The organism is Chitinophaga ginsengisegetis, from assembly GCF_900168065.1.
Lineage (GTDB): Bacteria > Bacteroidota > Bacteroidia > Chitinophagales > Chitinophagaceae > Chitinophaga > Chitinophaga ginsengisegetis.
Genome location: NZ_FUZZ01000001.1, coordinates 1904153 through 1928664 on the forward strand (window position 1 = coordinate 1904153; position 24512 = coordinate 1928664).

Sequence of the window (24512 nt, forward strand, 5' to 3'; positions counted from 1 at the left end):
CTATCCAAAAAACGGTGCCAGTATTTTCCCCAGATCTTCCGGCAGGCCGGCTTTCTGTTTCGTTTTCACGTCAATGAATACCAGTGTGGTCACCCCAACATTCAGCAATTCATTCTTTTCATTATACAACTCACTGTGAAACTGTATCTTAGAGCCCTTCGGCATCTCTTTCAGTATAGTCTTCACCGTTATCAGGTCGTCGTAATAGGCAGGCCGCAGGTATTTTACATTCAGTTCGGCTACCGGCATAATCACGCCCTGTTCTTCCAGCTCTCTGTAGCTGAACCCCAGTTCGCGTATGGCTTCTGCCCTGCCTACTTCATAATACAGGCCGTAGTTGCCGTAATACAGATATCCCATCTGGTCTGTTTCCCCATAACGTACCCTGATTGTTGTTGTGCTGATAAACATGGTTCCCTGCTATTTTTATCCTAAACGTTTACTTGAATATTTTATTTGCCCAATGCGCCATCCAGTGAAAACCTGCCCGGTCCTGTAAAAAGCAACGTCACAAATGCTGCCAGGAAAAGAATAGGCATTTCTTTTTCTGATACCGGGTCATGTCCGTGAATCATGAAAATGATTACGCCCATACAAATCACCAATGGCACAGAAGCCAGTCTGGTTAACAGTCCCATGATCAGCAACACCGCGCAGAACACTTCTGCAAAAACCACCATTCCCAAAGAAATTTTATGTCCTACTCCCAATGGATCAGGAAAAGAATTCATTTTGGCAGTAAAATTGATCAGCTTGGGCCAGCCATGCAGGAGGATCAGACCACCGGATACCAGTCGGAGCACGAGCATGGAAAAACTTACAGCGCCATTCGAGTAGCCGGCAGAGAACAGTTTTCTCATAGTAGGTAAGGTTTTTGTACTTAAAAATTATTTTCCGCAAGATAAATGAATAGCCTTTGCCTTGCTACCGGAGTTATCCACATTGTTAGAAACACAATCGGAAAGGAAAAGATATAACTTTTATATTTGCTGATATCACCTGGTTCGTTTCTCATCATGATTGTCGGAGGCACACAGGCACCAAAGAAACGGACTACCAGGGTCAGGCCACGGCAGAGTACTTCCCCGGCTGGAAAATATTTCCTCCCGGGATTCGTTTTAAACGCATATTCAAGAAATAACAGCTATAGCATGCAATTTATAAGAAGAGTTTTTGTTCCCGGACATCTGTATATATCACTCCTGGCCTTTACGGGTACAGGTTTGATAGCACTGCCTGCCGCACAGGCACAGCAAACACGCATTTACACAGATCCGGAAAAAGTATTCAAGGACGCCCAGCAATATTTCCAGCAGGAAAAATATGCCGTGTCCATGCAGCTTTTCAAGCAAACCCTTGATAACATCGACTATTTCCACGAAACCAACCGCGATCTTGTTAAAACAGATGCGTATTACTACTATACCATCTGTGCACTGAAACTGCAACAGGACAATGCGGAAAAACAGGCGCTGGAATTTTTGAAACTGGCCAATAACAATGCCCGTGAAGAACTGGTGAGCTATCAGCTGGCAAAATATTATTTCCGCCAGAATAAACTCAAAGAGGCCATTCCCCTCTATGAGAAAGCCAATATCGAAAACCTCTCCAATGCAGAAATTGCGGAAGCGAAGTTTGAACTGGCCTATTGCTATTTCAATTTAAAAGATTTTAAAAAGGCACAGCCCCTGTTTGCCTCCATCAAAGAAGTACCCGGCAAATACAGCATCCCGGCCAACTATTACTATGGCTTCATCAGCTACTACAATCACCAGTATGCAGAAGCCCTCAATAGTTTCCAGAAAGTAGTGAACGAACCCAAATACAGCAATGTGGTTCCTTATTACATCGCTGAAATATATTACTTCCAGGGGAAAACAGATCAGCTGATTGCCTACACAGAGCCACTGCTGCGGCAAGGCGGACAATACTACGAAGCAGAACTGAAACAGTTGCTCGGTAAAGCCTACTTTGAAAAAAAGAACTATCCCAAAGCACTGCCCTACCTGCAGGACTTCCAGGATAATGCAGATGAAGTAAGAAACGAAGACATCTACCAGCTATCATACGCTTACTACCAGACAAATAACCTGTCGAAAGCGATCGCCGGATTTAAACAACTGAGCAGCTCCAAAGATTCACTGGGACAAAATTCCATGTACCTGCTGGGCGACTGCTACCTCCGCACCGGTCAGAAAGCCAATGCGCGCAACGCTTTTGCCTTTTGTGCCAACAACAGTTCCAACGCACAGCAACAGGAAATTTCCCGGTTCAACTACGGCAAACTGTCGTACGAACTGGGCTACCCCGATGCCGCGCTCGGCGAGCTTACACAATTTGTAAAAACATATCCGCAATCTGCTTATAACAAAGAAGCCAGGGAAATACTCGTTAATCTTTTCATGAACAGCAATAACTATAAAGATGGTTTAGCGACGATTGAATCGATTCCCGACAAAAACCCTACGGTGCTGAAAGCCTACCAGAAAGTAGCCTACGGCCGCGCCACCCAGCTGATCAATGATCAGCAGCTGGCAGAAGCCGACCGCCTGCTGGATGTTGCCATCAGCAACCCATACGATCCGCAGATCAAACAACTGGCGCATTTCTGGAAAGCAGAAATTGCGCTGCGTCAGAATAAAACAGACCAGGCAGTTACTAACCTGAACGCCTATCTGAATAATACAGCCCCGGTATCCGGCGAAGCGAATGCACAAACTGCCAGCTACAACCTGGGATACAGCCTCCTGAAACAGGACAAATTCACGGAAGCACTGCCTTACTTTGAATCTGCCCAGCGCACCAGCGGCCCCAATGCAGAACGTATTGCCACCGACGCCGCCCTCCGCAGTGCCGATTGCTATTATATGCTCCGCCAGTTCCCGAAAGCATTATCGCTGTATGACCGTATCATCAGCAACAACGCTCCCGGCGCCGATTACGCCACTTATCAGAAAGCCGTGATCCTCGGTTTACAGGGCAAGCAAAGTGAAAAACTGGCACTGCTCAAACAACTGGGTAACAAGTTTCCATCGTCCGGCTTTAATAACGAAACAGATATTGAGATAGCCAATACCTATCTCTCGGAAGAAAAATATACAGAAGCCATCCCCTTCCTGGAAAATGTATTACAGAAACAACCCAACGGACCGAATGCACCACGCGCACTCCTGAAACTGGGCCTGAGCTACTATAACAAAGACAACGACAGCAAAGCGCTGGCTTATTACCGCCAGGTAGTGGAGAAATTCCCTAACTCACCGGAATCCAATGAAGCATTGCAAAGTATGAAGTCGATTTATGTAAGTCAGGGTAAAACCGACGACTACCTCGCCTTCCTGAAAGCCAGCGGCAGAACCGTTACCACTTCTGCTGAAGACTCCCTCACTTATGCTGCTGCCGAATCCCGGTTCACCAGCAACGATTGCGCAGGCGCCACCAGCGGCTTCAATAACTATATCCAGAAATATCCGAACGGCCAGTTTATCCTGCCGGCTTATTTCTACAAAGCAGAATGTGCTTATAACAGTAAAGACTATACGAGCGCATTGCCTGCCTACGAATTTGTGTTATCGCGCAACAACAGTTTGTATGCAGAAAGATCTGCACTACAGGCGGCTAACATCAACTTCTACCAGGTAAAAAATTACGATAAGGCAAGAGGCTACTACCTGCAACTGCAGGATCTCGCTACCAGCAAGGAAAACAGTCTTACCGCCACCAGGGGATTACTCCGCAGCAACTACCAGCTGAAACGCTGGGACGAAGTAACCAACTACTCGGAAATGTTACTGGCTGCTGCCAATATCAGTACAGATGATCAGATCATCGCGCATTTCTATCGTGGTAAAGCGTTGCAGCAGGCAAAAGATTATGCCGGCGCCCTGTCTGAATTCAAAACAGTGGCCAACATGACCAAATCTGAAACTGGCGCCGAAGCACGCTACAACATTGCGGATTGCTACCTGCAACAGAATGAACTGGACGCTGCTGAAAAAGCCGGTTTTGATGTGATTAAAAATACGCCGTCTTACGAGTATTGGGTGGCTAAATCATATATCCTGCTGGGAGATGTATATGCCCGCCAACAGGATTATTTCAATGCAAAAGCTACTTACCAGAGTATCGTTACCAACAGCTCTATTCCTGAGCTGAAACAGGAAGCGAAAGATAAACTGGCAAAAGCGGAAGCAGAAGAAAAAGCGGCTGGCAAAAAACCGAAGAAATAATCACCCGGATTCCGGAACCTGACATTTAAGCGCAACAAAGCATGAACATTCAAGCAATATATAACAAACGAACTTTTATTATATCAGCACTGGGCCTGACAGGAATGCTGTTTGCACAAACGGCCACCGCACAGGAGGTATTGAAACAGGAAACGATTGATATCATTTCCACCAACCAACCCAAACTGCGCGATGCCTACAAACTCAATCTCACGGCTTCTTTGCCGGGGATCGATACCACCCGGCCATCCATGAAGTACGAGATACCGGCGCTGAACCTGAACTTTATGTACCAGGCCATGCCACTGAAACCACTGGCGTTGGGCAAAGATTCATTGTCGTACCTGCAGAACAACTTCGTGAAACTGGGATATGGCAATTATAAAACACCGTATGTACAGGCGGGCTTCGGCAGCGGCAGGCAAGATATGTACAACTACGGCCTGTATGTAAACTATACCGGCTCCAAGGGCAAGGAAATTCCAGACCAGGACTATAGTAACCTGAATGTATTGGCAGCAGGTACCTACCTGTTGCCAAAATTCCGGTTCGACGGAAGCATCGGGTACGACCGCAACACCGTTCACTACTATGGTTATGGTCATGATACGGCCAGCTATAAGAAGAAGGATATCGAGCAAACGTTTAACCAGCTCACGGCTTCCGTGGGTATGCAGAACAGGCCGCAAAACGACTGGGCATTTACCTTCCAGCCAAAAGTGAAGTTTATTCTTTTCAACGACTCCTACAAGCGTACCGAAAATACCTTCCAGCTGAATGTGCCGGTACGCAAGCAGGTGTTTGAAGATATCTACATAAAAGTAGAAGGTGTGTTTGATCTTTCTACCTATAAAGAAGATAATAACCGTGCCATCAACAACAACATCGCTTCCATCCACCCTGCGGTAGATATCATGAAGCCCGGATTTGTGCTGCATGCCGGTGTAAATCCCACCTGGAGCAACGGCGAATTTTACCTGCTGCCCGACATCGTGAATGAGTCGCACCTGATCCGTAAAAAACTGATCCTGAGCAGTGGATGGATCTCTTATTTTGAAAAGAATTCCTACCGTAACCTTGCCAATAAAAATCCTTTCCTCGCCGGCTTACCGGGAGAAATGATGAATACCCGTGTAGAAGAAAAATATACCGGTATCAAAGGTACGCTGGGCAGCCATTTCAACTACAACACCAAATTCGCTTCCGTTACCTGGTACAATATGCCACTGTTTGTAAACGATAGCGCCGACACCAAAAAATTCACCACCCGTAACGAAGCCCAGCTGCGCGCTTTCCAGCTGCATGGCGAAGTAGGATATATTGAGGAAGAAAAATTCCAGGCGCGTGTTAGCTTCGACTGGTATAATTATAACAAACAGGAAACAGAAGTGCAGCCGTGGCATCTGCCAGCCTTCCAGGGTGATTTGTTTGCACAATACACCATCGCTAAAAAATTACACCTGAATGCCGATCTCTTTGCTCTGAGCGGCAGCTATTACCTGCTCCCCAACAAAGACTTTGGCAAAACCAAAGGCGCGTGGGACCTGAATGCAGGCGCCTCTTGTGATATCAGTAAAAATTTCGGGCTATGGGTGAATGCAAATAACCTGTTCAATACACACTACCAGCGGTATTACCTCTACCCTACTTATGGGTTCAATATTGTGGGTGGTGTGATGATTAAGTTTTAACTTTATGCGGAGATTGTCTTTCTCAGGATTAACCTGATTTTACTGATTACATTGATCTATTTTTTACATTTGAGATTAATTTAAATTTGAAAACCAAATTAATCAGTAAAATCAGGTTAATCCTGAGAAAGACAACATCCACGGCATTATTCACTAAAAATTTCTCCACTTGATACTTCAGCAATATATCCAGGAAGTGCTGTTTAAACAGCGGATTTGTGTAGTACCACAGCTGGGAACATTTTCTGTACAACATTTCCCGGCACATTATAACTCCCACGCACAAACGCTTACGGCGCCGCGTGAACAGGTGATGTTTACCCAGCAATGGCAGGACGATGGTTCCTGCGTGGAATGGATTGCCCTGAAAGAAAACCTGGTGCCTGCCGTGGCACAGCGGAAGCTGGAAAAATACCTGGAGGAACTGAAAGCAGAACTTCAATCCGGGAAGCCGCTGGTATTGCCGGGCATCGGCCAGTTACAGGGCGACTTTACCGGCAACATTCATTTCCATGCGGAAGAACTGCCGGTAGAAAAAGAAACCCTGGATCTTACACCGATTGAACGAACAACGGATAGCCGCACAGCGCCAGCTTTTGTGCCACCACCACCCGAGGCGCTGGAGCCTATTATGACAGAAGAAGTGGAAGATACGCTGGAAGCCGTAACGGAAGAAAGTGGTTTTAAATGGTGGTGGGCTGCTATTCCCATTGCCGCCATTGTAATTGGATTAGCCGCCTGGTGGTATTTGTCTGGTATTTCCAAAGCAGTATCCCAATCCGAAACACCTCCCGATATGGAAGTTACTGCAAAGCAGCTCGCCGCTGCAGCCGCAGATTCCATACAAAAAGCCCTGGCCGACTCCACAGCGAAAGCAGCAATTACGCCGATTACTTATTATGCAGTAGTGGAAAGGTATAAAGACAGCACTATCGCAGTGAAAAAACAGAAGCAGCAGCTCGCCTGGGGAAAAACGCTGGTGCTCTATAAAAGAGACAGCATGTACAGAACTGCCGTGGAACTGCATTCACTGGTGGCTGATACCACCGTGCAACGCGACAGTATCCGGAAAGTGTTTGGTAATAAAGTATTTCTTGAATTTTAGCTGTTAAGCTTTTATTTCGCCTGCTACAATTTCCAGCCCCTCTGCAAAAGTACGGGGCTTATATCCCAGTTCTTTCGCGGCCTTGTCTATTATCAGCCCGGTTTTGGCAGGACGGGCCGCAGGTTGTGCCAGTGTTTTGGCACTGATCTTTTCTACGAGTGAAGTATCCAGTTTAAAGTATTCAGCCGTTTGAATGGCCATATCATAAGGAGTGAGAATTTCATTTCCGGAGATGTTGAAGAAACCGGTTGCTTTCTTATCTGCAATCAGCAAACACCCCTTCGCGAGGTCGTGGCATAAAGTAGGTGTACGCCATTGATCATCTACTACTTTCACTTTTTTACCCTGCTGCAAATTATTTTTCACCCAGGTAATCATGTTATTGCGGTGCGGGTCTGCCACTACGCCATACACCAGTACGGTGCGTACAATGGCCCACTGCAGTTTGCTGTTAATCACCAGTCGCTCTGCGGCAACTTTACTGGTACCATAATAATTGATAGGATTTACGGTAGCGTCTTCACTGTAGGGGCCCTGTAAGCCATCGAATACAAAATCGGTGGACAGGAAGATGAAGAAGGCGTTGCAACTTTCTGCTGCATGTACGAGGTAACGGGTGGCTCCTACATTGGTATCCCAACAGGCATCTTTATTTTTTTCACAGTCATCCACCTGTGACATGGCGCCGCCATGAATAATGATATCCGGCTGATGTTTTTCTACCAGCTGCTTTACGCTGCCTGCATCGCGGAGGTTTACAGCCTCATAAGTGTATTTATCCCGCAGGGGGAAACGATTAGGGCCTCTGCCTGTGGCTATCACATCATATTTTCCATCTTGCAGAAAAAGCGGGATCAGATGTTGTCCCAATAATCCGTTACTACCAGTTATAAGTACCTTCATAGAGCCATGTTCAATACGCTATTTCTAAAGATAAGAAAAAAAAGCTTTTAGCTGTTCACCAAAATGCGGGGCATTTCAATAACAGCTAAAAGCTAATCACTTGCAACTTTACTTGTGCATGCCCAGGTTGTACATGGTGAATGCCCAGATATCGGCGGCTTCATCAATCATTTTGGAAGTGGGCTTGCCTGCACCGTGCCCTGCCTGTGTTTCAATACGGATCAGGGTTGGGTTGGGTCCGGCGTTGTCTGCCTGCAGCGTGGCTGCAAACTTAAACGAGTGCGCCGGCACTACGCGGTCGTCGTGATCTGCGGTGGTGATCAGCGTAGCCGGGTAAGCGGTGCCGGGCTTCAGGTTATGCAGCGGCGAATATTTCAGCAGGTATTTAAACTGTTCTGCGTTGTCGCTGCTACCATATTCTACTGCCCAGGCCCATCCGATGGTGAATTTCTGAAAGCGCAGCATATCCATTACGCCTACGGCAGGCAGTGCCACCTTAAACAGTTCCGGGCGTTGTGTCATACAGGCGCCTACCAGCAAACCACCGTTGGAACCGCCGCGGATTGCTATTTTGCCGGGATTGGTATATTTTGCTTTGATAAGATATTCGGCTGCGCCGATAAAATCGTTGAATACGTTCTGTTTCTTTTCCATCATACCGGCCTTGTGCCAGGCTTCTCCATACTCGCTGCCGCCTCTTAACGATACCACTGCGTATATGCCTCCCTGTTCCATGAAGTAGAGGTTGGAAACGCTGAAAGAAGGGGTCATGGCAATATTGAATCCGCCGTAGCCGTAAAGCAACACGGGGTTATTGCCATTCAGCTGTATACCTTTCTTGTAGGAAAGGAATACGGGCACACGCTCTCCGTCGGCACTTTTAAAGAACACCTGTTTGGTTTCGTACTCTGCGGGGTTGAATTTTACTTCCGCCTTATTATATAAGGTAGAAGCACCGGTGGCCACTTCATATTTATATACAGCGGGCGGAGTAATAAAGGAAGTATAGGTATAAAAGAATTCCTTGTCTTCTTTTTTACTGCCAAATCCACTGGCAGTTCCAAGACCCGGCAGTTTCACTTCATGTTCCAGCTTACCTTTATAATCATATTGATACACCCTGGTAGAAGCGTCTTTCAGATAGGACAGGAATAATTTGCCGCCGGCGAGGCCCACGCCCTGGAGGGCTTCTTTCTTTTCGGGAACAATTACTTTCCAGTTGGCTTCCGCCGGGTTGGCGGGGTCTATCAGCACAATCTTATAGTTGGGCGCGTTGTGATTGGTACGCACCAGTAGTTTATCGCCGTCGTTATCTATAACGTCCGGCTCGTTGGCGAAGCCTTTCACAAGCAAGGTAAACTCCTTTTGCGCGGGGTTCTGCAGGTCGCGGAACCACAGCTCCCGGCCGGAAGTGCCTTCCGAGGTGGAGAGGATCAGGAAGCGTTCATCTTCCGTTACGTCCACGCCGGCGTTGCGCAGCGGGTGTTCTTTATCCACATAAATCAGTTCATCCTTCTCCTGCGGATCGCCCAGGCGGTGGTAGTACACTTTCTGGAATTCATTCTTCTGGGATAGCTTGTTTTGTTCATCGGGTTTGTCGTAGCGACTGTAATAGAAGCCGTTACCTTTCCACGAGAGGCCGCTGAACTTCACCCATTCGAGTTTATCGGACAGGAGCTGGCGGGTTTCCACATCCATTACAAAACCTTCCTGCCAGTCGGATCCTGCTTTGGAGAGCAGGTAGGCAAAATGTTTCCCGTCTTTGGAGAACGACATGCTGCCCAGTGCGGTGGTGCCGGCTGCCGAGAGCTTGTTGGGGTCGAGGAAAACCTCCGGGGCGCCGCCTAAAGTGGCGGAGCGGTAAAGAATGGACTGGTTCTGCAGACCATCATTTTTAAAGAAGTAATAATAATTACCATGTTTGGTGGGGGCGCCGTTTTTGGGGTAATTCCACAATTCTTCCAGTCTTTTCCGGATTTCTGCGCGAAAAGGGATGTTGGAGAGATAGTTTTCTGTTACCTTATTCTGGGCGTCCACCCATGCTTTTGTTTCGGGGCTGTGATCGTCTTCCAGCCACCGGTAAGGATCTGCGATCTGGGTACCGTGATAGTTATCAATGGTATCCACTTTTTTTGTTTCGGGATAAGTAATCGTTTGCTGTTGCTGTGCCATTGCCTGCCCGGCGATTAAACTTACGCTCATAAAGACCCACCGTTTATTATTTTTATTTAACATGCGTAATATTTTTTGAAAAATTTATCTACTTTGTTTGATGGAAATTAAAAATTTAGGTTATTTCATCAGATAACAGTTAGAAAACAATTGCAAAATGTTATTTTTGTGCGCCTTTAAGATATTTTTTTAGCAATTTATATGAAAAAACTGAACAACATTGCAGTCCTTACATCGGGAGGAGATGCTCCTGGCATGAACGCCGCCGTTCGTGCCGTTGTAAGAACGGGCATTTATCATCAGCTGAATGTGTATGGCATTATGTACGGCTATAGGGGAATGTTGAAGAACGAGATCTTCCCAATGGAGTCAAAGTCCGTTGCCAACATTATTCAGCGCGGAGGCACCATATTGAAGACCGCCCGGTGCAAAGAGTTCTATGAATATGAAGGGCGAAAAATGGCTTACGAAAATCTGAAAAAACACAACATTGACGGGCTGGTAGTAATTGGTGGAGACGGCTCGTTTAATGGTGCGCAAAAGTTCAGCCAGGAATTTGATATTCCGTGTATAGGCTTGCCTGGTACTATTGACAAGGACATTGCAGGAACTGATTCTACGATTGGATTTGATACTGCTGTGAATACAGCGGTGGAAGCTATCGACAAAATCAGGGACACTGCCGATGCGCATGACCGTTTGTTTGTAATTGAGGTAATGGGGCGCGACGCCGGTTACATTGCATTACACAGCGGCATTTCCACCGGTGCGGAGCACATATTGCTGCCTGAGCGCAAAACCGAAGTAAATGACATTATTGAAGAACTGCAGGCAAACGAACGCCGCAGAAAACTGGTTAACCTGATTGTAGTGGCCGAAGGCGATGAAACCGGCGGTGCTACTGAAGTTGGTCGTATCATTAAAGAAAGGTGCCCACAACTGGATACCCGGGTAAGTATCCTCGGACATATCCAGCGTGGCGGCGCTCCCACCTGCACAGATCGTATTCTGGCCAGCCGTCTGGGCTATGCAGCCGTAGATGCCCTTCTCGAAGGCATCCACAATGTAATGATCGGTGTTGTCAACGACAAGATCCATTACACTCCTCTTGATAAAGCTGTAAAAGCCAAACAGGAAATTGACCCCGAATGGTTTAAGATTGTTAAAATTCTTGCGAGTTAAAAAATTAGACTTATGAGTACAAAGGATCTTTCGAAATACTATCACAAGCAGATGGATAACGCTGCGGGTAGAGAGCACTCTTCGCACAAAACAAAAATCGTGGCCACTGTTGGCCCGGCATGCGATACCTATGAAGGCTTACTGACATTGGTGAAAGCCGGCGTTAACGTTTTCCGCCTCAACTTTTCACACGGCTCGCACGAAGATAAACTGCGGATTATTGAATATATCCGCCAGATCAATAAAACAGAACCATACACAGTAGCCATCCTGGCCGATTTGCAGGGACCAAAACTGCGTGTGGGTGAAATCGAAAACAATGCGCTCCCGCTGAAGAAAGGTGATATCCTCACTTTCGTAAACGAAAAGCTGGTGGGCAACATGGAAAAAATTTACGTTTCCTACCCTGACCTGTACAAAGATCTTAGAGTTGGCCAGAAAATTCTGCTGGACGACGGTAAAATCGAGACAATTGTAAAAGAAATCACTGCCAGCGGCGAAATCAAAGCTGAAGTTTCCCTGCCAGGTGTATTGTCTTCCAAAAAAGGCTTTAACCTCCCGGATACCAAAATCTCCCTCCCGGCGCTGACAGATAAAGATATTATCGACCTGGAATTCATCATCGACCAGGAATGCGACTGGGTAGCGCTCTCCTTTGTAAGAAGCGTAAAAGACCTGGCTGTATTACGCAAACGCCTGGAAGCACGTAATTCTAAAATGAAGGTGATCTCTAAAATTGAGAAACCTGAAGCTATCCAGAACCTGAAAGAAATTATCTGGGAAAGTGATGGCGTGATGATTGCCCGCGGTGACCTCGGTGTGGAACTGCCGGTAGAGCAGATCCCGATGATCCAGAAAGATATCATCCGCAAGTGCATTCACCGTGCAAAACCCGTTATCGTGGCTACACAGATGATGGAAAGCATGATGGACCGTACCCGTCCAAACCGTAGTGAAATCACCGACGTGGCAAACGCTGTACTGGAAGGTGCTGATGCGGTAATGCTGAGCGGCGAAACCGCTACCGGTATGTTCCCGGAACTGGTTATCCAGACCATGAATAAAATTATCCAGGAAGTGGAAAAAGAAGCGATCATTTACAACCGTAACCTGATCCCTCACCGTCACTCTCCTACCTTCCTCAGCGATGCACTGTGCTACAACGCCTGTAAAATTGCGGAAGACCTGGACGCTGATGCCCTCATTGGTATGACCCAGAGCGGTTACACCGGCTTTATGCTGAGTAGCTACCGCCCACGCAGCCCGCTCTATATCTTCACCAAAGAAAGATCACTGGTAAATCAGCTGAGCCTGAGCTGGGGCGTACGCGCTTTCTACTACGAAGAAGAAGAAAGCCTGGATGATATCGTATTCGATCAGATCAATATCCTGAAAGAAAGAGGATTCATCAAGTCAGGAGATGTAGCCGTTAACACCGGTAGCACCCCTGTTAAAGAACACCTGCCAACAAACATGCTGAAGATCACGAAAGTGGACTAATAAGCTATAAGGATTTAGTAAAGCGGCGGAGAGGAAGTTCCTTTCCGCCGCTTTTTTTTAAGCAGTAACCGCTCCTTTCGTTTTTTTATACGTGCCCAGGTAAATGATCAGGGCAATAGTGATCAGTGCAGTACCGGCCACGCATACACCATTCCATTGCGCAAAAGACCATACCCACAACCCGATGCCGGAACCAAGTGACGTACCAATAAAGCTGGTTGTCATAAATACCGTGTTCAAACGGTTCCTTGCATCCGGTAACAACGTGTAGATGCGGGTTTGATTGGATACATGTATGCCCTGCAAACCGAGATCAATGGCGATGATACCAATGATAATACCTATAATATTGGCTTTGAAAATATAGAAGAGAAAATAACCGAGAAACAAAAAGATGATGCCATAACCAACAGCAATACGCGGATTCTTTTTATCTGCAATCCGTCCTACCAATGGAGCGCCCAAAGCGCCGGCAGCAGCTGCAAGTCCCATTAATCCGATCTGTTCGCTGGTATATTTAAAAGGAGCATCTGATAATAAAAACACCACCGTTGTCCAGAACATGCCAAACATGCCGAAGCAACAGGCATTAATAGCGGAAGCCTCTCTCAATACCGGCTGTTCTTTGATCAGCGTAAGCAAAGATTTCATCAGGTCGCCGTAACTTCCTTTAAAATTCGGTTTACTCGAAGGAAAGGAAACGATCATGATTACCGCCAGCAAAGCACTGATACCGGCAGCTATCCAGAACATGGCCCGCCATCCGAAATGATGCCCTACTACGCCGCTGAGCGTACGGGATAATAAGATACCCACAAGTAAGCCACTCATAATAGTACCAATCACTTTACCACGACTTGCAGGATCAGAAAGGCCCGCCGCCAGTGGCAATATCAGCTGCGGCACTACCGAAGTAAAGCCAATCAGCAAACCCGTAATTTTCAGCATGGTGATGTTTACAGACTCCGCAGCTGCCACCAACGCCACTACCGCCGCCAGTGTCATCACTACGATCTGCCACTTGCGCTCCAGTTTGTCGCCCAGCGGCACACAAAATAACAGGCCCAGCGCATATCCAACCTGCGTAAAAAATGTGACCTGTCCTGCGTTACTTTCGGATACGCCAAATTCGTCGCTCATCAACACCAGTAAAGGCTGGCTGTAATAAATATTGGCAACGATCAGCCCTGTGCAAAGGGCCATTATCATGATATTCCATCTGCTAAGCGCCATAAAATTGTACTGTTTTCCGAGAGATGCAAAGATAGCCTTTTCGTGTTTAGCAGTTACGCTTTAGCTTTTAAGACGAGCTTTTACCGGAAAACGGTAAATTTGTCTGACTATTCACGCACAGCTAAATGCTATAAGTATGTTTACAAGCATCAATCCATTTACGCAGGAAACCATCGCTGTATATACAGCACACACACCGGAAGAAATAGAGCAAAAATTGCAGCTGGGTCATAAAGCTTACCGGGAGTTATTACAGATTCCCCTGGAACAACGCCGGCAATGGATGATGCAGGTAGCGCAATCCATGAAAGACAATGCAGATGAACATGCCGCGCTGATCACACAGGAAATGGGAAAAACGCTGAAAGAAGCACGGGCCGAAGTATTGAAATGCGCTACCTCCGCAGAATATTATGCGGAAAATATCGTGGAAATGCTGGCACACAAACCTATTGGTTCGGACGCGTATAAAAGTTATGTATCGTACGAACCCAAAGGAATTATCCTGGCCATTATGCCCTGGAACTTCCCCTACTGGCAGGTATTCCGCTTTGCTATTCCCAATATCCTCGCCGGTAACACCGGCATACTGAAACATGCCAGCAATGTAAGCGGCTGCGCACTGGCCATCGAAAAAATCTTCTCTGAAAGTAATTTTCCCGCCGGTACTTTCCAGTCGTTACTCATATCTTCCAAAGATATAGAACCCGTTATCGCAGATCCCCGTGTGCAGGGCGTTACCCTTACCGGCAGTACGCCCGCAGGTAAAAGTGTAGCTGCGCTTGCCGGGAAATACATTAAGAAAACGGTACTGGAGCTGGGTGGCAGCGATCCTTTTATTGTATTGAAAGATGCCGACCTCGAAGCCGCCGCTAAAACAGCAGTACAGGGCCGTATGCAAAACGCTGGTCAGTCGTGCATTGCCGCAAAACGGTGGATCGTAGAAAAAGATATTGTTCCTGCGTTTACTGCGGAAGTAAAACGGATTTTACAGGACCTCAAACAGGGAGATCCCACACAGGAAAGCACACAAATGGGCCCGATGGCCCGCCCCGACCTGGCAGAGGAGCTGGCCAAACAATTACAGGACTCTGTTAACCAGGGCGCAAAGCTGGAGTTGGGTGGCACGCATGAAGGCTGTAACTTTGCACCTACCCTGCTTACCGGGGTTACCAACAAAATGACTGCTTTCAAAGAAGAAACCTTTGGTCCGCTGGCAGTGATCATCGAAGCTGCAGATGAAGCGGATGCTATTGCACTGGCCAATGAAACGGAATTTGGACTGGGCGCAGCACTGTGGACCAGCGATCTCGACAAAGCGGCACAACTGGCCACACAGATAGAAAGCGGCAACGTATTTATTAATGCGATGGTTCGCTCCGATGCACGCTTACCTTTCGGCGGCGTAAAGCAATCGGGCTACGGACGGGAGCTATCACTGGAAGGCACACACGAATTTCTGAATGTAAAGACTGTCTATATACAACAATAAAGCACTGGAATGACCACCTCTCTGAAACGCGACCGCTATACTCCCTATATCAGTTTCTCCCGTAAAGAATGGGCAGAAAGAAGCGATGATGCCATGCTGCAACTACAGGATTATGACCTGGAAGCATTGCACGGCATGAACGAACCACTCACACAGGAAGAAATAACACAGGTATATCTTCCGCTGGCACATCTGCTCAACTTATATGTAACAGCATCGCAACAACTGCATACCGCCACCAGCAATTTTCTCAGCAGCCAGGTACATAAAGTGCCTTATATTATTGGCATCGCCGGAAGCGTGGCCGTTGGAAAAAGTACCACCGCCAGGGTGTTACAGAAATTATTACAGGCATGGCCCAATCATCCGCGGGTAGACCTGGTAACAACGGACGGTTTTCTGTATCCCAACAAAATACTGGAAGCCAATAATATCATGAACAGAAAAGGCTTCCCGGAAAGTTATGATATCAAAAGACTGATCCACTTCCTGGCAGATGTAAAATCAGGCAAAGAAAAGGTAGCAGCGCCGCTGTATTCCCATCTCGAATACGATATCCTGCCGGGCCAGCTGCAATGGATTGAGCAACCCGATATTGTAATTGTAGAAGGCGTGAATGTGTTACAGGTTCGTCACCGTCAGCAACAAAAAGATCCCGCTGTATTCGTATCCGATTTCTTTGACTTCAGCATTTATGTAGACGCTGCAGAAAAAGATATCCGCAAGTGGTACATTGCGCGCTTTGAAACCCTGCGCAGAACTGCTTTTCAGAGCCCGGAGTCTTTTTTCCACCGTTATGCACACCTTTCTGATGCTGCCACTATTGAGTTGGCCACACAAATATGGGACGATATCAACAAGCCTAACCTGGAACAAAATATTGCGCCTACCCGCTACCGCGCCAGCCTGATCCTGGAAAAAGGTCATCATCATTTCGTTCAATCCATTCAATTGAGGAAGACCTGAATGCAAGGCACAGAAATTATCCGGCAACAGCTGCAGGCACTGCTGCAGGAACCAATAGTTCACTGGGAACTGTTTAAAGCCATCCTGCAGCCGGTAACTTTTCCGGCAGGCGATCACCTGTCGGAAGCCGGTAAAACTGCCAACGCCATTTATTATATTGAAGAAGGAGTAGTGCGGGTATATACCCTCCACGACGGTAAAGACATCAGTATGGACTTTGCCTTTCCACACAACTTCACTACTTCTTATGCCTCTTTCATTACACAAAAGCCCGCTGCGGTTAGTTTACAGGCGGTTACGCCGGTAAGTGGATACGCCTGTTATTATGCTGATCTGCAACAGTTGTATCGCACCTCCCACCAGGCGGAGAAGATCGGGCGACTGATAGCCGAGCAGCAATACCTGCGGAAATACAACCGGGAACTATCCTTCCTGCAGTACTCCGCACAGGAGCGGTATACGCAGCTGCTGCACGAACACCCGGAAGTTGTGCAGCATATTCCTGTCAAACAAATTGCTTCCTACCTGGGAATTGAGCCGGAGAGTTTAAGCCGGATCAGGAAAAAAAGAAGCACCTGAGTTGCTCCCTCTCCATTAACTAACATTTGTTAGTTTTATTCCTCCGGAAGATGTGGATCTTTGAGTCCTAAAAAATATACAAATGGCTTTCTTTTCCGGGTTATGCAGCATTGCCCTCTTATTACTGGCGATTGGTTATATCTTCCAGATTCCGCTGTTACAGCAACTCCCTGCGGATGCCCGTATATCCGCTGCCGTTATGTTTCTCATGATAGGGGTTACGCATCTGCTCAAACCACGCAAGCTTACTTATATGATTGAAGGAATGATCCCGTACCCTTTATTCATGGTGCTGTTTACCGGGGCGCTGGAAATACTGCTGGGTGCAGGTTTGCTGTTTCCTGCTACACAATATTATGCCGGATGGGGATTAATAATACTCCTGGTAGCCATGTTTCCCGCCAACATCCGCGTGGCAGTGCTGAACTTACCGGCGCCTGGTGGATTACCTTCAAAACCCTGGTACATATGGAGCCGCTTATTATTTCAACCTGTTTATATTTTATGGATATGGTGGGCCATCAATTAATCAATAACTTTATGCCATGCTATAAAAAATTTAACCATGCGCATACATTATTTACGCAATGCCACATTGCTGATAGAATGGAATAATAAGAAAATACTGGTTGATCCCATGCTCGGCGTTAAAGACAGCCTGGACCCCGTTCCCAACGCAGCCAACAGCATCCGGAATCCCATGACCGACCTTCCGCTCGACGACGACGCTTTAAAACAATTGTTATCTTCCCTGGATGCTATACTGGTTACCCACCGGCACCGTGACCACTGGGATGTAACGGCACAGGCTATACTGCCTAAAAGTATTCCCTTGTTTTGTCAGCCGGAAGACGAGGCCGTTATCAGGGAACAGGCTTTTACGCAGGTGATTCCTGTTGTTACATCGGTTAATTGGGAAAACATAGAGATTACCCGTACAGGCGGGCAACATGGCACTGGTGAAATAGGTAAAATGATGGCACCTGTTTCCGGCTTTGTACTGAAAGAGGGGAACACTACATTATACATCGCCGGTGATACGATCTGGTGTGAGGACGTAGTGGCTGCGCTGGATACTTTCCGCCCCGGTTACGTGGTAGTAAATGCAGGCGCTGCACAATTCCTGCAGGGAGATCCTATCACCATGACTGCAGCAGACGTTATTAAAACCATCCGGCATGCCACGCAGCCGAAAGTAATAGCGGTGCATATGGGTGCTATTAATCACTGCTTCCTCAGCAGGGAAGCGCTGAGGGAAGCTGTTGCCGCTGAACAGTTGTCGGCGATTATCCCTGAACAAGGTGAATGGATTAGTCTTTCATAAAAAGGATTTCATGCGGAGCTTTTGCCCGCAAAAAAAAGGGGCTGTAACCTTCCGGTGACAGCCCTTTCTGCATAATGTAAGGAGTTTTTATACCCACTCATTAACATGTTTTGCATTACCCATGCTAACTTCACGGGCCGAAATGGTAAAGGAAATTACCATTGGGTTTTTGTTTTCGTAGTCAAAAGACTCTTCAAACTTTACCAGATACCCTTCTTTAAATTCGAGGGTTTTCAGTTTGGAATCAGTGTCTCTTTTGTAAAAAGTAATGGTACCATCTTTTCTTTCAAAGTTGTTTACCATCCACTCAAAGAGATCTGTTTTTCCGGTAGATTCTACGGTCAGCTTAATACGTCCGCCACGCGTAATGGCTGAAGGGCGACCGGTTGCATCTACTTCTTGTGTGAGATCGTAGGCGACATGCTGTACATTGTACTCGTTGCCGCCGGCTTCAAATTTGGCTTTGAATGACATGTTGGGTTAATTTTTAAGGTTACAATAAAGAAAAAATAATTAGTATTTATTTATGAATTATAAGTACCAAATATAGGATGAAAATTTTAATAGTCAAGATTCCTAACAAATAATTATTATTCCAATATTTACCGGATTAATACCCTTCTTAAAGTTAGTGAGCGCGGCTGTTTAACAACATCATTTGCCTGCAGTTATCAAGGTCCCTGCTCTTACTTTCCAGCTTCGCATTCAGGTCGGCCACCTGCTCTTTCAAACCTGCAATATTTTGTTGTGCATTCTGTAGTTCGCGGAGCTGTTGTTTTGTTTGTTGCAACGACAAACAGTTCTGTACAATGTTATCATACAAGCCATAATGCGTTACCGCATTTTTTGGAATAGAGTTGCGCATATCCGCCAGGGATGCGGCAATCACCTGATCCATGTAATTCGCGTTCTGGTTAGGCAGGTTAATAGAATCGAGGTTATGTTTTACCTTATCCAGCTTTTGCAGGAACTCCGATTGGAACGCCTGCTCTTCCCTGAATGAAGTTAATTCTTTCCGCAGGGATGCGTTTTCCCTGGCAGGCACCTGGTAATTAAAGAATACGGCCAATACAAATAAGGCGACTGTTATGATGAAAAATAACAGGAACCAAATAAAGGAAACATTTCTTTCCTGCCTGTTTAATACTTGCATATTGCGGATCGTTTTTTTGATGGAAATTATCTTGTTGATTTATCTGCTGAATTCCTGTTGAAACATATAGTGTTATGGCAGCCGGCCTACACCTTTTATGGTAGCCGTTATATTACTGCAGTAACCATATTAGTCTGTAAAAAACCAGCGTTTGGTTTTATGCTTCCGCAGATATTCTGCATCTTCCTGTGATTCTTCTTTTACGAAAATATTGCTGTCCTGCTTGCGTCCGATATAATCCAGCCTGCTCAGGCTTTCAAACAGTTTATTCACAGCCCTTACAAAAGGAATCATTGGTTGCAGGCACTCTCTTACATCCAGGTGTTTATACTTGATATTGGCGCAGTTGATCATGAGTGTTTCCAGTTCACCCTGACGCAGCTCACACCATTCGGATAAGTAGTTCAGCAGTTCCTCTTTACCTGCGCCGGCACGCTGATCAATAGCATTTTTCATGGTGCGGGCCAGGCCCGCAATAATTTCCAGCATTTGAGCCGGTGGTTGCTGTAATGCCAGCCACCTGAATTGTGTGATCCTGGTACCGAGAAACTGTACCATTTTTTCGGTGATATACAACACAACAAGCGCCAGGTCATTCTGCTGGTTTCTGCCATAGATCTTCTGCACAATATGCACGCCGTATAACTCCATTTGTCCGAGGAACTGATCCAGTTCATGAAAGAGATCTATCAGTGCAGGATGCGCGCTAACAATGCTGCAGGGTGGAATGTAATCATCATCCATCTGTGGGCGGCCGTCGGTCACGCTGATGCGGCCCAGCACCATCTGGTAGCTGCCTAACTGGCCAGAAGGCAGCTGCGACGCCGGCGCCACATAAAGGCTGTATTCCGGTGTAGCATAAGGCAGTCTTGGCGGATCTTCATCCAGCAAAGGTTCTCCGCTGGGTTGCCTGTTAAAGGGATTTACCTGTATTAAGATGTAGTAGGTGTTTTCTGTGTGCTGCGGGTCCCAGGTATAAGTGGCCTCCGGAAAAGTGGTGGCATACTTCAATGAATGCACGGTATGTTCAGGGATCTCAATACGGCCGCCGCCAGGGGTTACCGCACGGCACTCTGTTAGCTTGATCCTCCACTGCTGCTGGTTGTCGCTTACAAACCAGCAACGCAGCGACTCTTTATTTTCTGCTTTGGGTGGCAGCAGTCCATAATTAAGTGCATGGATACCACACGCCAATGCATCCCTGATCTGGTCCAGCAAAGCATTTTCCGTATCAATGAAATGCTGCTTTTTTATCTTCATACCATCAACCCAGTTAACGGGAAAATGCTTTAGCGGTTCTGCCATAATACTGCTTTTACGATAACATAATTCTGTTGCAAATAATCACACTGTTTTCTTTGATGCCATTCATAAACACGGCCTTATTCGGGTCCAGTGTTTTGGCGCTGCCAAACCAGCGTGGTTTCAGGTGAAAAACCCAGCCATAGGGCTGCCCGGTGTGATCCACAAAATCAATCGGGGTATTGGGATAACGGTCGTTGTAGTCATTGATAAAATGATAGAACAGGTCGCCCAGGTCCATCTTGATGGGGGTACGTGCGCGGAAGTAAGTACGGCTGTTGTCAAGCGGTCCTTTTTCCATTTCCAGGCCAATGACAATCAGGTCTTTCATTTCTTCCTCATTCACTTCCGGTACATCTTTATAAACAGGATACTGCCACCACTTATGCACCTTTACCGGGATGGCCATCATCTTTTCAAAAGTTTTATAAACGAAGGTGGGCAGTACAAAGGAAAACATGCTGGTGAGCATCGGATAGTAAAGAAAGGTGTCCTTATCCAGGAAGCGGTTTACCAACACAAATCCGGCGCCTCCAAATAACCAGATGGCCAGTATAAAAGCCAGTTCAGATACCAGGGTGGTTTCATTGGCCCAGAAGCGGGTATACATAAAGTGACAATGCACTACACCTAATCCCAGGAACCATACTTCATAAAAGAGATACTGGTTCATGAGGTTCTGGTGGGTAAACAGGAAAGGAATGGAACTGATTACAGCAAATACCAGCGTCATACACACTAAATACAGCAGTGCTTTCTTCTTATAAAGACTGAAATTTTTGATGTACCTGCTGAGCAGAGCCACTATAAAGGAGCCTATAGCCAGGGCGCCGGCCAGCATGATATAAAACTTAGCGGTGTATCTCATAGTTCTGTTGGTATGTCAAGGTTTTTCGGGTTTGGGTACTAACATTTCAGGTTTTTTCAGATGGTCGTTAATAGCAAAAATGATTCCATGTAAGCTGCTGCCCGCTGTTTTCAGAGAAAAAAATTATAACCCATAATTCCCTGCTCAGGTTGCTTATCGGACAGGATTACTTTTTTCTCCCCGGAAGAAGGCACCAGCAAGGTATTAATTTCCACATCCGCCGGAAACAGGTAGCCATAGCAGGTTTCCAGCAGCTTCCCATAGGGTTGCCAGGGCAGGTAATCGTATATCCGTTGGCGTTTTACCGGGCCTATACTCACCGTTACTACCGGCATATCCGTATAGCACGTTGTTCCTACCATCGCATCTACCCCAAGCATACATTCGCCCAGCGGAACACTGTTCCCTGTGCTAACCATCTGTGGCTGGCGTTGCCAGCTGATTGTTACGGTTTCCTCCAATACCTGTTCCAGGCAAAGTTTAACCAGGGTCATGTTACCTGCTATCCGGTGAACATATGGTAACAGCTTTACCAGCCTGTTCACGGCGGCATCAGGAAGCCCGGCGGGCAACTTCCAGAATTCATGAAATAACTGGTCCGTATCCTTGCCGAATACATCAAACAACAGGTGCTTTTCCCGTTGCTCCAGGTATACACGTTGCAGGAAGAACTCATTTTCCAGGGGCTGAAAAAAGCGGCGCGCCTGCTGTTGCTGCTGCTGCTGCCTTTTATACCGCACCACCATTTCGGCAACAGCGTTCTGCCTGGAAGAGGGCTCCTGCTTAAATTCATGAAACATTCCCTGCGGCAGCCGGTCGTAAATACCATCGCGCGAAAGGGAAAAACTAATAAACGGCTGATAGGGCTGGCTGTCGTCCAGCTTCACCCCTGTAATATCTGTTGCAAAAGAACGGGTAAACACATTTTGCAACTGCACTACAATTTCCTCCTCCCGCACATGATTATCGAGTAATTCCCCCACCACTACCTCGGCTCTTACGTCGTATGGTAAAGCATTGACGTGGTCAATCACTTCTTCCAGCACGGCAGCCTTCTGCGCATTATTTACCATGAGGTCATATTTAGGTTTCTCTGATTCTGCTATTAGCGGTAAACTGTTAGCATAACTATCTTTCGTCTATGGTTCCGGGCTAACAACTCCAGTAACAAAAATAGCGGTTTGATTTTATTATTATGAATATTACGGCTTAAATTTTGAACCGGGAAAAAATTTTTTCTACGGTCATTTATCTTTGGCAATTTATCTAAAAAAAACACTAAAATTGTAAAAACCTGAAAAACCGATGGCCCCCCGTAAACCCGAAAATGAACGCAAGGTAAATTCATTCAGACCCTTTGGAAAAATTGCCAGTCATGTTGACCCGATGGTACTGTGGACCTTCCTGGGCCTGTTCCTCATTAGCATTGTGCTGCTGGCTTTTCAGCTCGACGGCCGGGAAGATTGCAGTAATACAGATATAAAACTCAGTCATATTCAAAATAGTAACAGTAAAGCATATGCCGTAGGAGAAGTGATCACCTTTAATGCAGAAAGCGCTGATAAAAAAATTGCAGACTACTCCTGGGAATTCGGCGACTCCAGTGCCAGGGCCACCGGCAGACAGGTATACCACTCTTTTAACAAAGCCGGCAGCTATATGATCACCCTCACTTCCGGCAAATGCACCTGGCGTAAAGAAGTACTGGTAATCATGAATACACCTGCTGCCACCAGCAGTCAGCCCGATATCTTCCCGGTTATTGATGGCCCCGCTGAAGCATTTGCAGGCCGGCCGGTTACCTTTACCAACTCTACTCCAACTGCCAAAAGCTGGACCTGGCGCCTGTTGCAGGATAATGCAGAGCCTCATGGCGGTTCTTCTGTTACCTATACTTTCTCCTCTCCCGGGGAAAGAACCCTGTCACTGATCATCAACGGCGATAGCAGCCATATGGTACTGAAACATATCACCGTATTCCCTGCAAGAGCCCCGCAGCATGAAGAGCAGCCCGAACCGGCCTTTAACCCGGTACCACTGCCTGCACCAACGCCGGAAGCACCGGTAAAGAAAGAAGAGCCACGGCCTACCATCTCCGATGATGAGTTTAAATACATGCTCACCCAGGTGACGCTGAAACAAAAAACGGCTAACGACTTCGCTCAATACCTCTGCAATAACCTCAACGCAAGAGTAGTACTCAATACCAACGACGTGGATAACTTCACGCACTTCTGCCAACGGATTTATGGAAAGAAGAAATTCAAGATCGAAAGAGTAAACCTGGCAAAAGACGAGAAAGGATGTGTAAAGGAAATTCTCATCATGTACGACCGCAAAAAAGTGCTGGGCATATTTTAAGCTGATATCATGAAAGGAAAATATTATCAATTACCCATCGACTTTTCGCAGCTGCTGCAGAAAAAAGATATGCCGGCCATTTCGCTGGAAGACTCTATCGCACAGCATATCCATCTGCTCATTACTACCGTACTGGGGGAAAATAAAGATGATCCCAATTACGGCTGCCAATGGTGGGACAGCGACTTTGACATCAAAGCTTCCAATAACGAAGTAAAAGAACAGATAGAAAATGCGGTTAAAGCATCCATTACCCGGTACGAAAAACGGATTTCGCAAATAAGGGTAGTGGCCGCTGTGAACCAGGAAGAGCTGTTGCTGCCATCTACCCGTAAGATGAAAAAGAAGATCCGGGTAACCGTTTCAGGAAACGTTACCAAAAACAATCATCCGTTTCAGTACAGCAGCTTCTTTTACATCAGCCCGTTGTCGTACGATTGATTACTTGTTTA

Annotated in this window: 22 protein-coding genes; 12 read left to right on the forward strand and 10 right to left on the reverse strand. The window is 46.6% G+C overall.

Annotation, left to right across the window (positions count from 1 at the left end; all coding sequences use genetic code 11):
• Both B5Z18_RS07525 and B5Z18_RS07530 read right to left on the reverse strand, forming a co-directional pair.
• Complete coding sequence (locus B5Z18_RS07525) at positions 1 to 411, reverse strand: acyl-CoA thioesterase (RefSeq protein ID WP_079468757.1); 411 nt, start codon at positions 409 to 411, stop codon at positions 1 to 3.
• 41 nt (positions 412 to 452) lie between these two features.
• Positions 453 to 860, reverse strand: coding sequence for a DoxX family protein (locus B5Z18_RS07530; RefSeq protein WP_079468758.1), 408 nt, complete (start codon positions 858 to 860; stop codon positions 453 to 455).
• A 291-nt stretch (positions 861 to 1151) separates the two neighbouring features.
• On the opposite strand from B5Z18_RS07530, the gene B5Z18_RS07535 reads away from it, so the two are divergent.
• From B5Z18_RS07535 to B5Z18_RS07545, 3 genes are all read left to right on the forward strand, one after another.
• Positions 1152 to 4229 (forward strand): tetratricopeptide repeat protein, encoded by a 3078-nt coding sequence (locus tag B5Z18_RS07535; protein ID WP_159454229.1) that lies wholly within the window; start codon positions 1152 to 1154, stop codon positions 4227 to 4229.
• A 41-nt stretch (positions 4230 to 4270) separates the two neighbouring features.
• The gene (locus B5Z18_RS07540) at positions 4271 to 5920 is read left to right on the forward strand and encodes a TonB-dependent receptor (RefSeq protein ID WP_079468760.1); all 1650 of its coding nucleotides are present in this window, start codon (positions 4271 to 4273) and stop codon (positions 5918 to 5920) included.
• Between the two features lie 169 nt (positions 5921 to 6089).
• Positions 6090 to 7025 carry an HU domain-containing protein gene (locus B5Z18_RS07545; protein ID WP_079468761.1) on the forward strand — a complete coding sequence of 312 codons (936 nt, stop codon included), beginning with the start codon at positions 6090 to 6092 and terminating at the stop codon, positions 7023 to 7025.
• A 3-nt stretch (positions 7026 to 7028) separates the two neighbouring features.
• Here the strand turns inward: B5Z18_RS07545 and B5Z18_RS07550 are convergent, their stop codons facing one another.
• Positions 7029 to 7928 (reverse strand): SDR family oxidoreductase, encoded by a 900-nt coding sequence (locus B5Z18_RS07550; protein ID WP_079468762.1) that lies wholly within the window; start codon positions 7926 to 7928, stop codon positions 7029 to 7031.
• A 108-nt stretch (positions 7929 to 8036) separates the two neighbouring features.
• Positions 8037 to 10130, reverse strand: a complete 2094-nt coding sequence (locus B5Z18_RS07555; RefSeq protein ID WP_079470002.1) for a prolyl oligopeptidase family serine peptidase — start codon at positions 10128 to 10130, stop codon at positions 8037 to 8039.
• 171 nt (positions 10131 to 10301) lie between these two features.
• Here B5Z18_RS07555 and pfkA point away from each other — a divergent pair, with 171 nt between their 5' ends.
• Complete coding sequence (gene pfkA, locus B5Z18_RS07560; protein ID WP_079468763.1) at positions 10302 to 11282, forward strand: 6-phosphofructokinase; 981 nt, start codon at positions 10302 to 10304, stop codon at positions 11280 to 11282.
• A 12-nt stretch (positions 11283 to 11294) separates the two neighbouring features.
• A complete protein-coding gene (gene pyk / locus B5Z18_RS07565) occupies positions 11295 to 12782 on the forward strand; it encodes a pyruvate kinase (RefSeq protein ID WP_079468764.1) in 1488 nt (495 codons plus the stop codon).
• A gap of 57 nt (positions 12783 to 12839) precedes the next feature.
• On the opposite strand, the gene B5Z18_RS07570 is transcribed toward pyk, so the two are convergent.
• Positions 12840 to 14015, reverse strand: a complete 1176-nt coding sequence (locus tag B5Z18_RS07570) for an MFS transporter (protein WP_079468765.1) — start codon at positions 14013 to 14015, stop codon at positions 12840 to 12842.
• Positions 14016 to 14151: 136 nt separating this feature from the next.
• Here B5Z18_RS07570 and B5Z18_RS07575 point away from each other — a divergent pair, with 136 nt between their 5' ends.
• The 5 genes from B5Z18_RS07575 (at position 14152) to B5Z18_RS07595 (ending at position 18376) form a co-directional block, all read left to right on the forward strand.
• Positions 14152 to 15507: an NAD-dependent succinate-semialdehyde dehydrogenase gene (locus tag B5Z18_RS07575; RefSeq protein WP_235015887.1), complete on the forward strand. Its 1356-nt coding sequence runs from the start codon at positions 14152 to 14154 to the stop codon at positions 15505 to 15507.
• Positions 15508 to 15516: 9 nt separating this feature from the next.
• Positions 15517 to 16473 (forward strand): type I pantothenate kinase, encoded by a 957-nt coding sequence (coaA, locus tag B5Z18_RS07580; RefSeq protein WP_079468767.1) that lies wholly within the window; start codon positions 15517 to 15519, stop codon positions 16471 to 16473.
• On the forward strand, positions 16474 to 17052 hold the full coding sequence (locus B5Z18_RS07585) for a Crp/Fnr family transcriptional regulator (RefSeq protein WP_079468768.1): 579 nt from the start codon (positions 16474 to 16476) through the stop codon (positions 17050 to 17052). It abuts the gene before it with no gap.
• A gap of 82 nt (positions 17053 to 17134) precedes the next feature.
• Entirely contained in the window at positions 17135 to 17581 is a 447-nt protein-coding gene (locus tag B5Z18_RS07590; RefSeq protein WP_079468769.1) for a DoxX family protein, read from the forward strand.
• A gap of 36 nt (positions 17582 to 17617) precedes the next feature.
• A complete protein-coding gene (locus tag B5Z18_RS07595) occupies positions 17618 to 18376 on the forward strand; it encodes an MBL fold metallo-hydrolase (RefSeq protein WP_079468770.1) in 759 nt (252 codons plus the stop codon).
• 87 nt (positions 18377 to 18463) lie between these two features.
• Here B5Z18_RS07595 and tssD read toward each other — a convergent pair whose 3' ends face one another.
• From tssD to B5Z18_RS07620, 5 genes are all read right to left on the reverse strand, one after another.
• Positions 18464 to 18850 (reverse strand): type VI secretion system tube protein TssD, encoded by a 387-nt coding sequence (gene tssD / locus B5Z18_RS07600; protein ID WP_079468771.1) that lies wholly within the window; start codon positions 18848 to 18850, stop codon positions 18464 to 18466.
• A gap of 154 nt (positions 18851 to 19004) precedes the next feature.
• On the reverse strand, positions 19005 to 19529 hold the full coding sequence (gene tssO, locus B5Z18_RS07605) for a type VI secretion system TssO (protein ID WP_079468772.1): 525 nt from the start codon (positions 19527 to 19529) through the stop codon (positions 19005 to 19007).
• 129 nt (positions 19530 to 19658) lie between these two features.
• Positions 19659 to 20834 (reverse strand): hypothetical protein, encoded by a 1176-nt coding sequence (locus B5Z18_RS07610; protein ID WP_079468773.1) that lies wholly within the window; start codon positions 20832 to 20834, stop codon positions 19659 to 19661.
• A gap of 10 nt (positions 20835 to 20844) precedes the next feature.
• Positions 20845 to 21699, reverse strand: a complete 855-nt coding sequence (locus B5Z18_RS07615) for a TssN family type VI secretion system protein (protein ID WP_079468774.1) — start codon at positions 21697 to 21699, stop codon at positions 20845 to 20847.
• Between the two features lie 110 nt (positions 21700 to 21809).
• Positions 21810 to 22772: a type VI secretion system baseplate subunit TssG gene (locus B5Z18_RS07620; RefSeq protein WP_079468775.1), complete on the reverse strand. Its 963-nt coding sequence runs from the start codon at positions 22770 to 22772 to the stop codon at positions 21810 to 21812.
• 232 nt (positions 22773 to 23004) lie between these two features.
• On the opposite strand from B5Z18_RS07620, the gene B5Z18_RS07625 reads away from it, so the two are divergent.
• Together B5Z18_RS07625 and B5Z18_RS07630 are read left to right on the forward strand one after the other, a co-directional pair.
• Positions 23005 to 24060 carry a PKD domain-containing protein gene (locus B5Z18_RS07625; protein WP_079468776.1) on the forward strand — a complete coding sequence of 352 codons (1056 nt, stop codon included), beginning with the start codon at positions 23005 to 23007 and terminating at the stop codon, positions 24058 to 24060.
• Between the two features lie 9 nt (positions 24061 to 24069).
• The gene (locus B5Z18_RS07630) at positions 24070 to 24501 is read left to right on the forward strand and encodes a GPW/gp25 family protein (protein ID WP_079468777.1); all 432 of its coding nucleotides are present in this window, start codon (positions 24070 to 24072) and stop codon (positions 24499 to 24501) included.
• Positions 24502 to 24512: the final 11 nt, after the last annotated feature.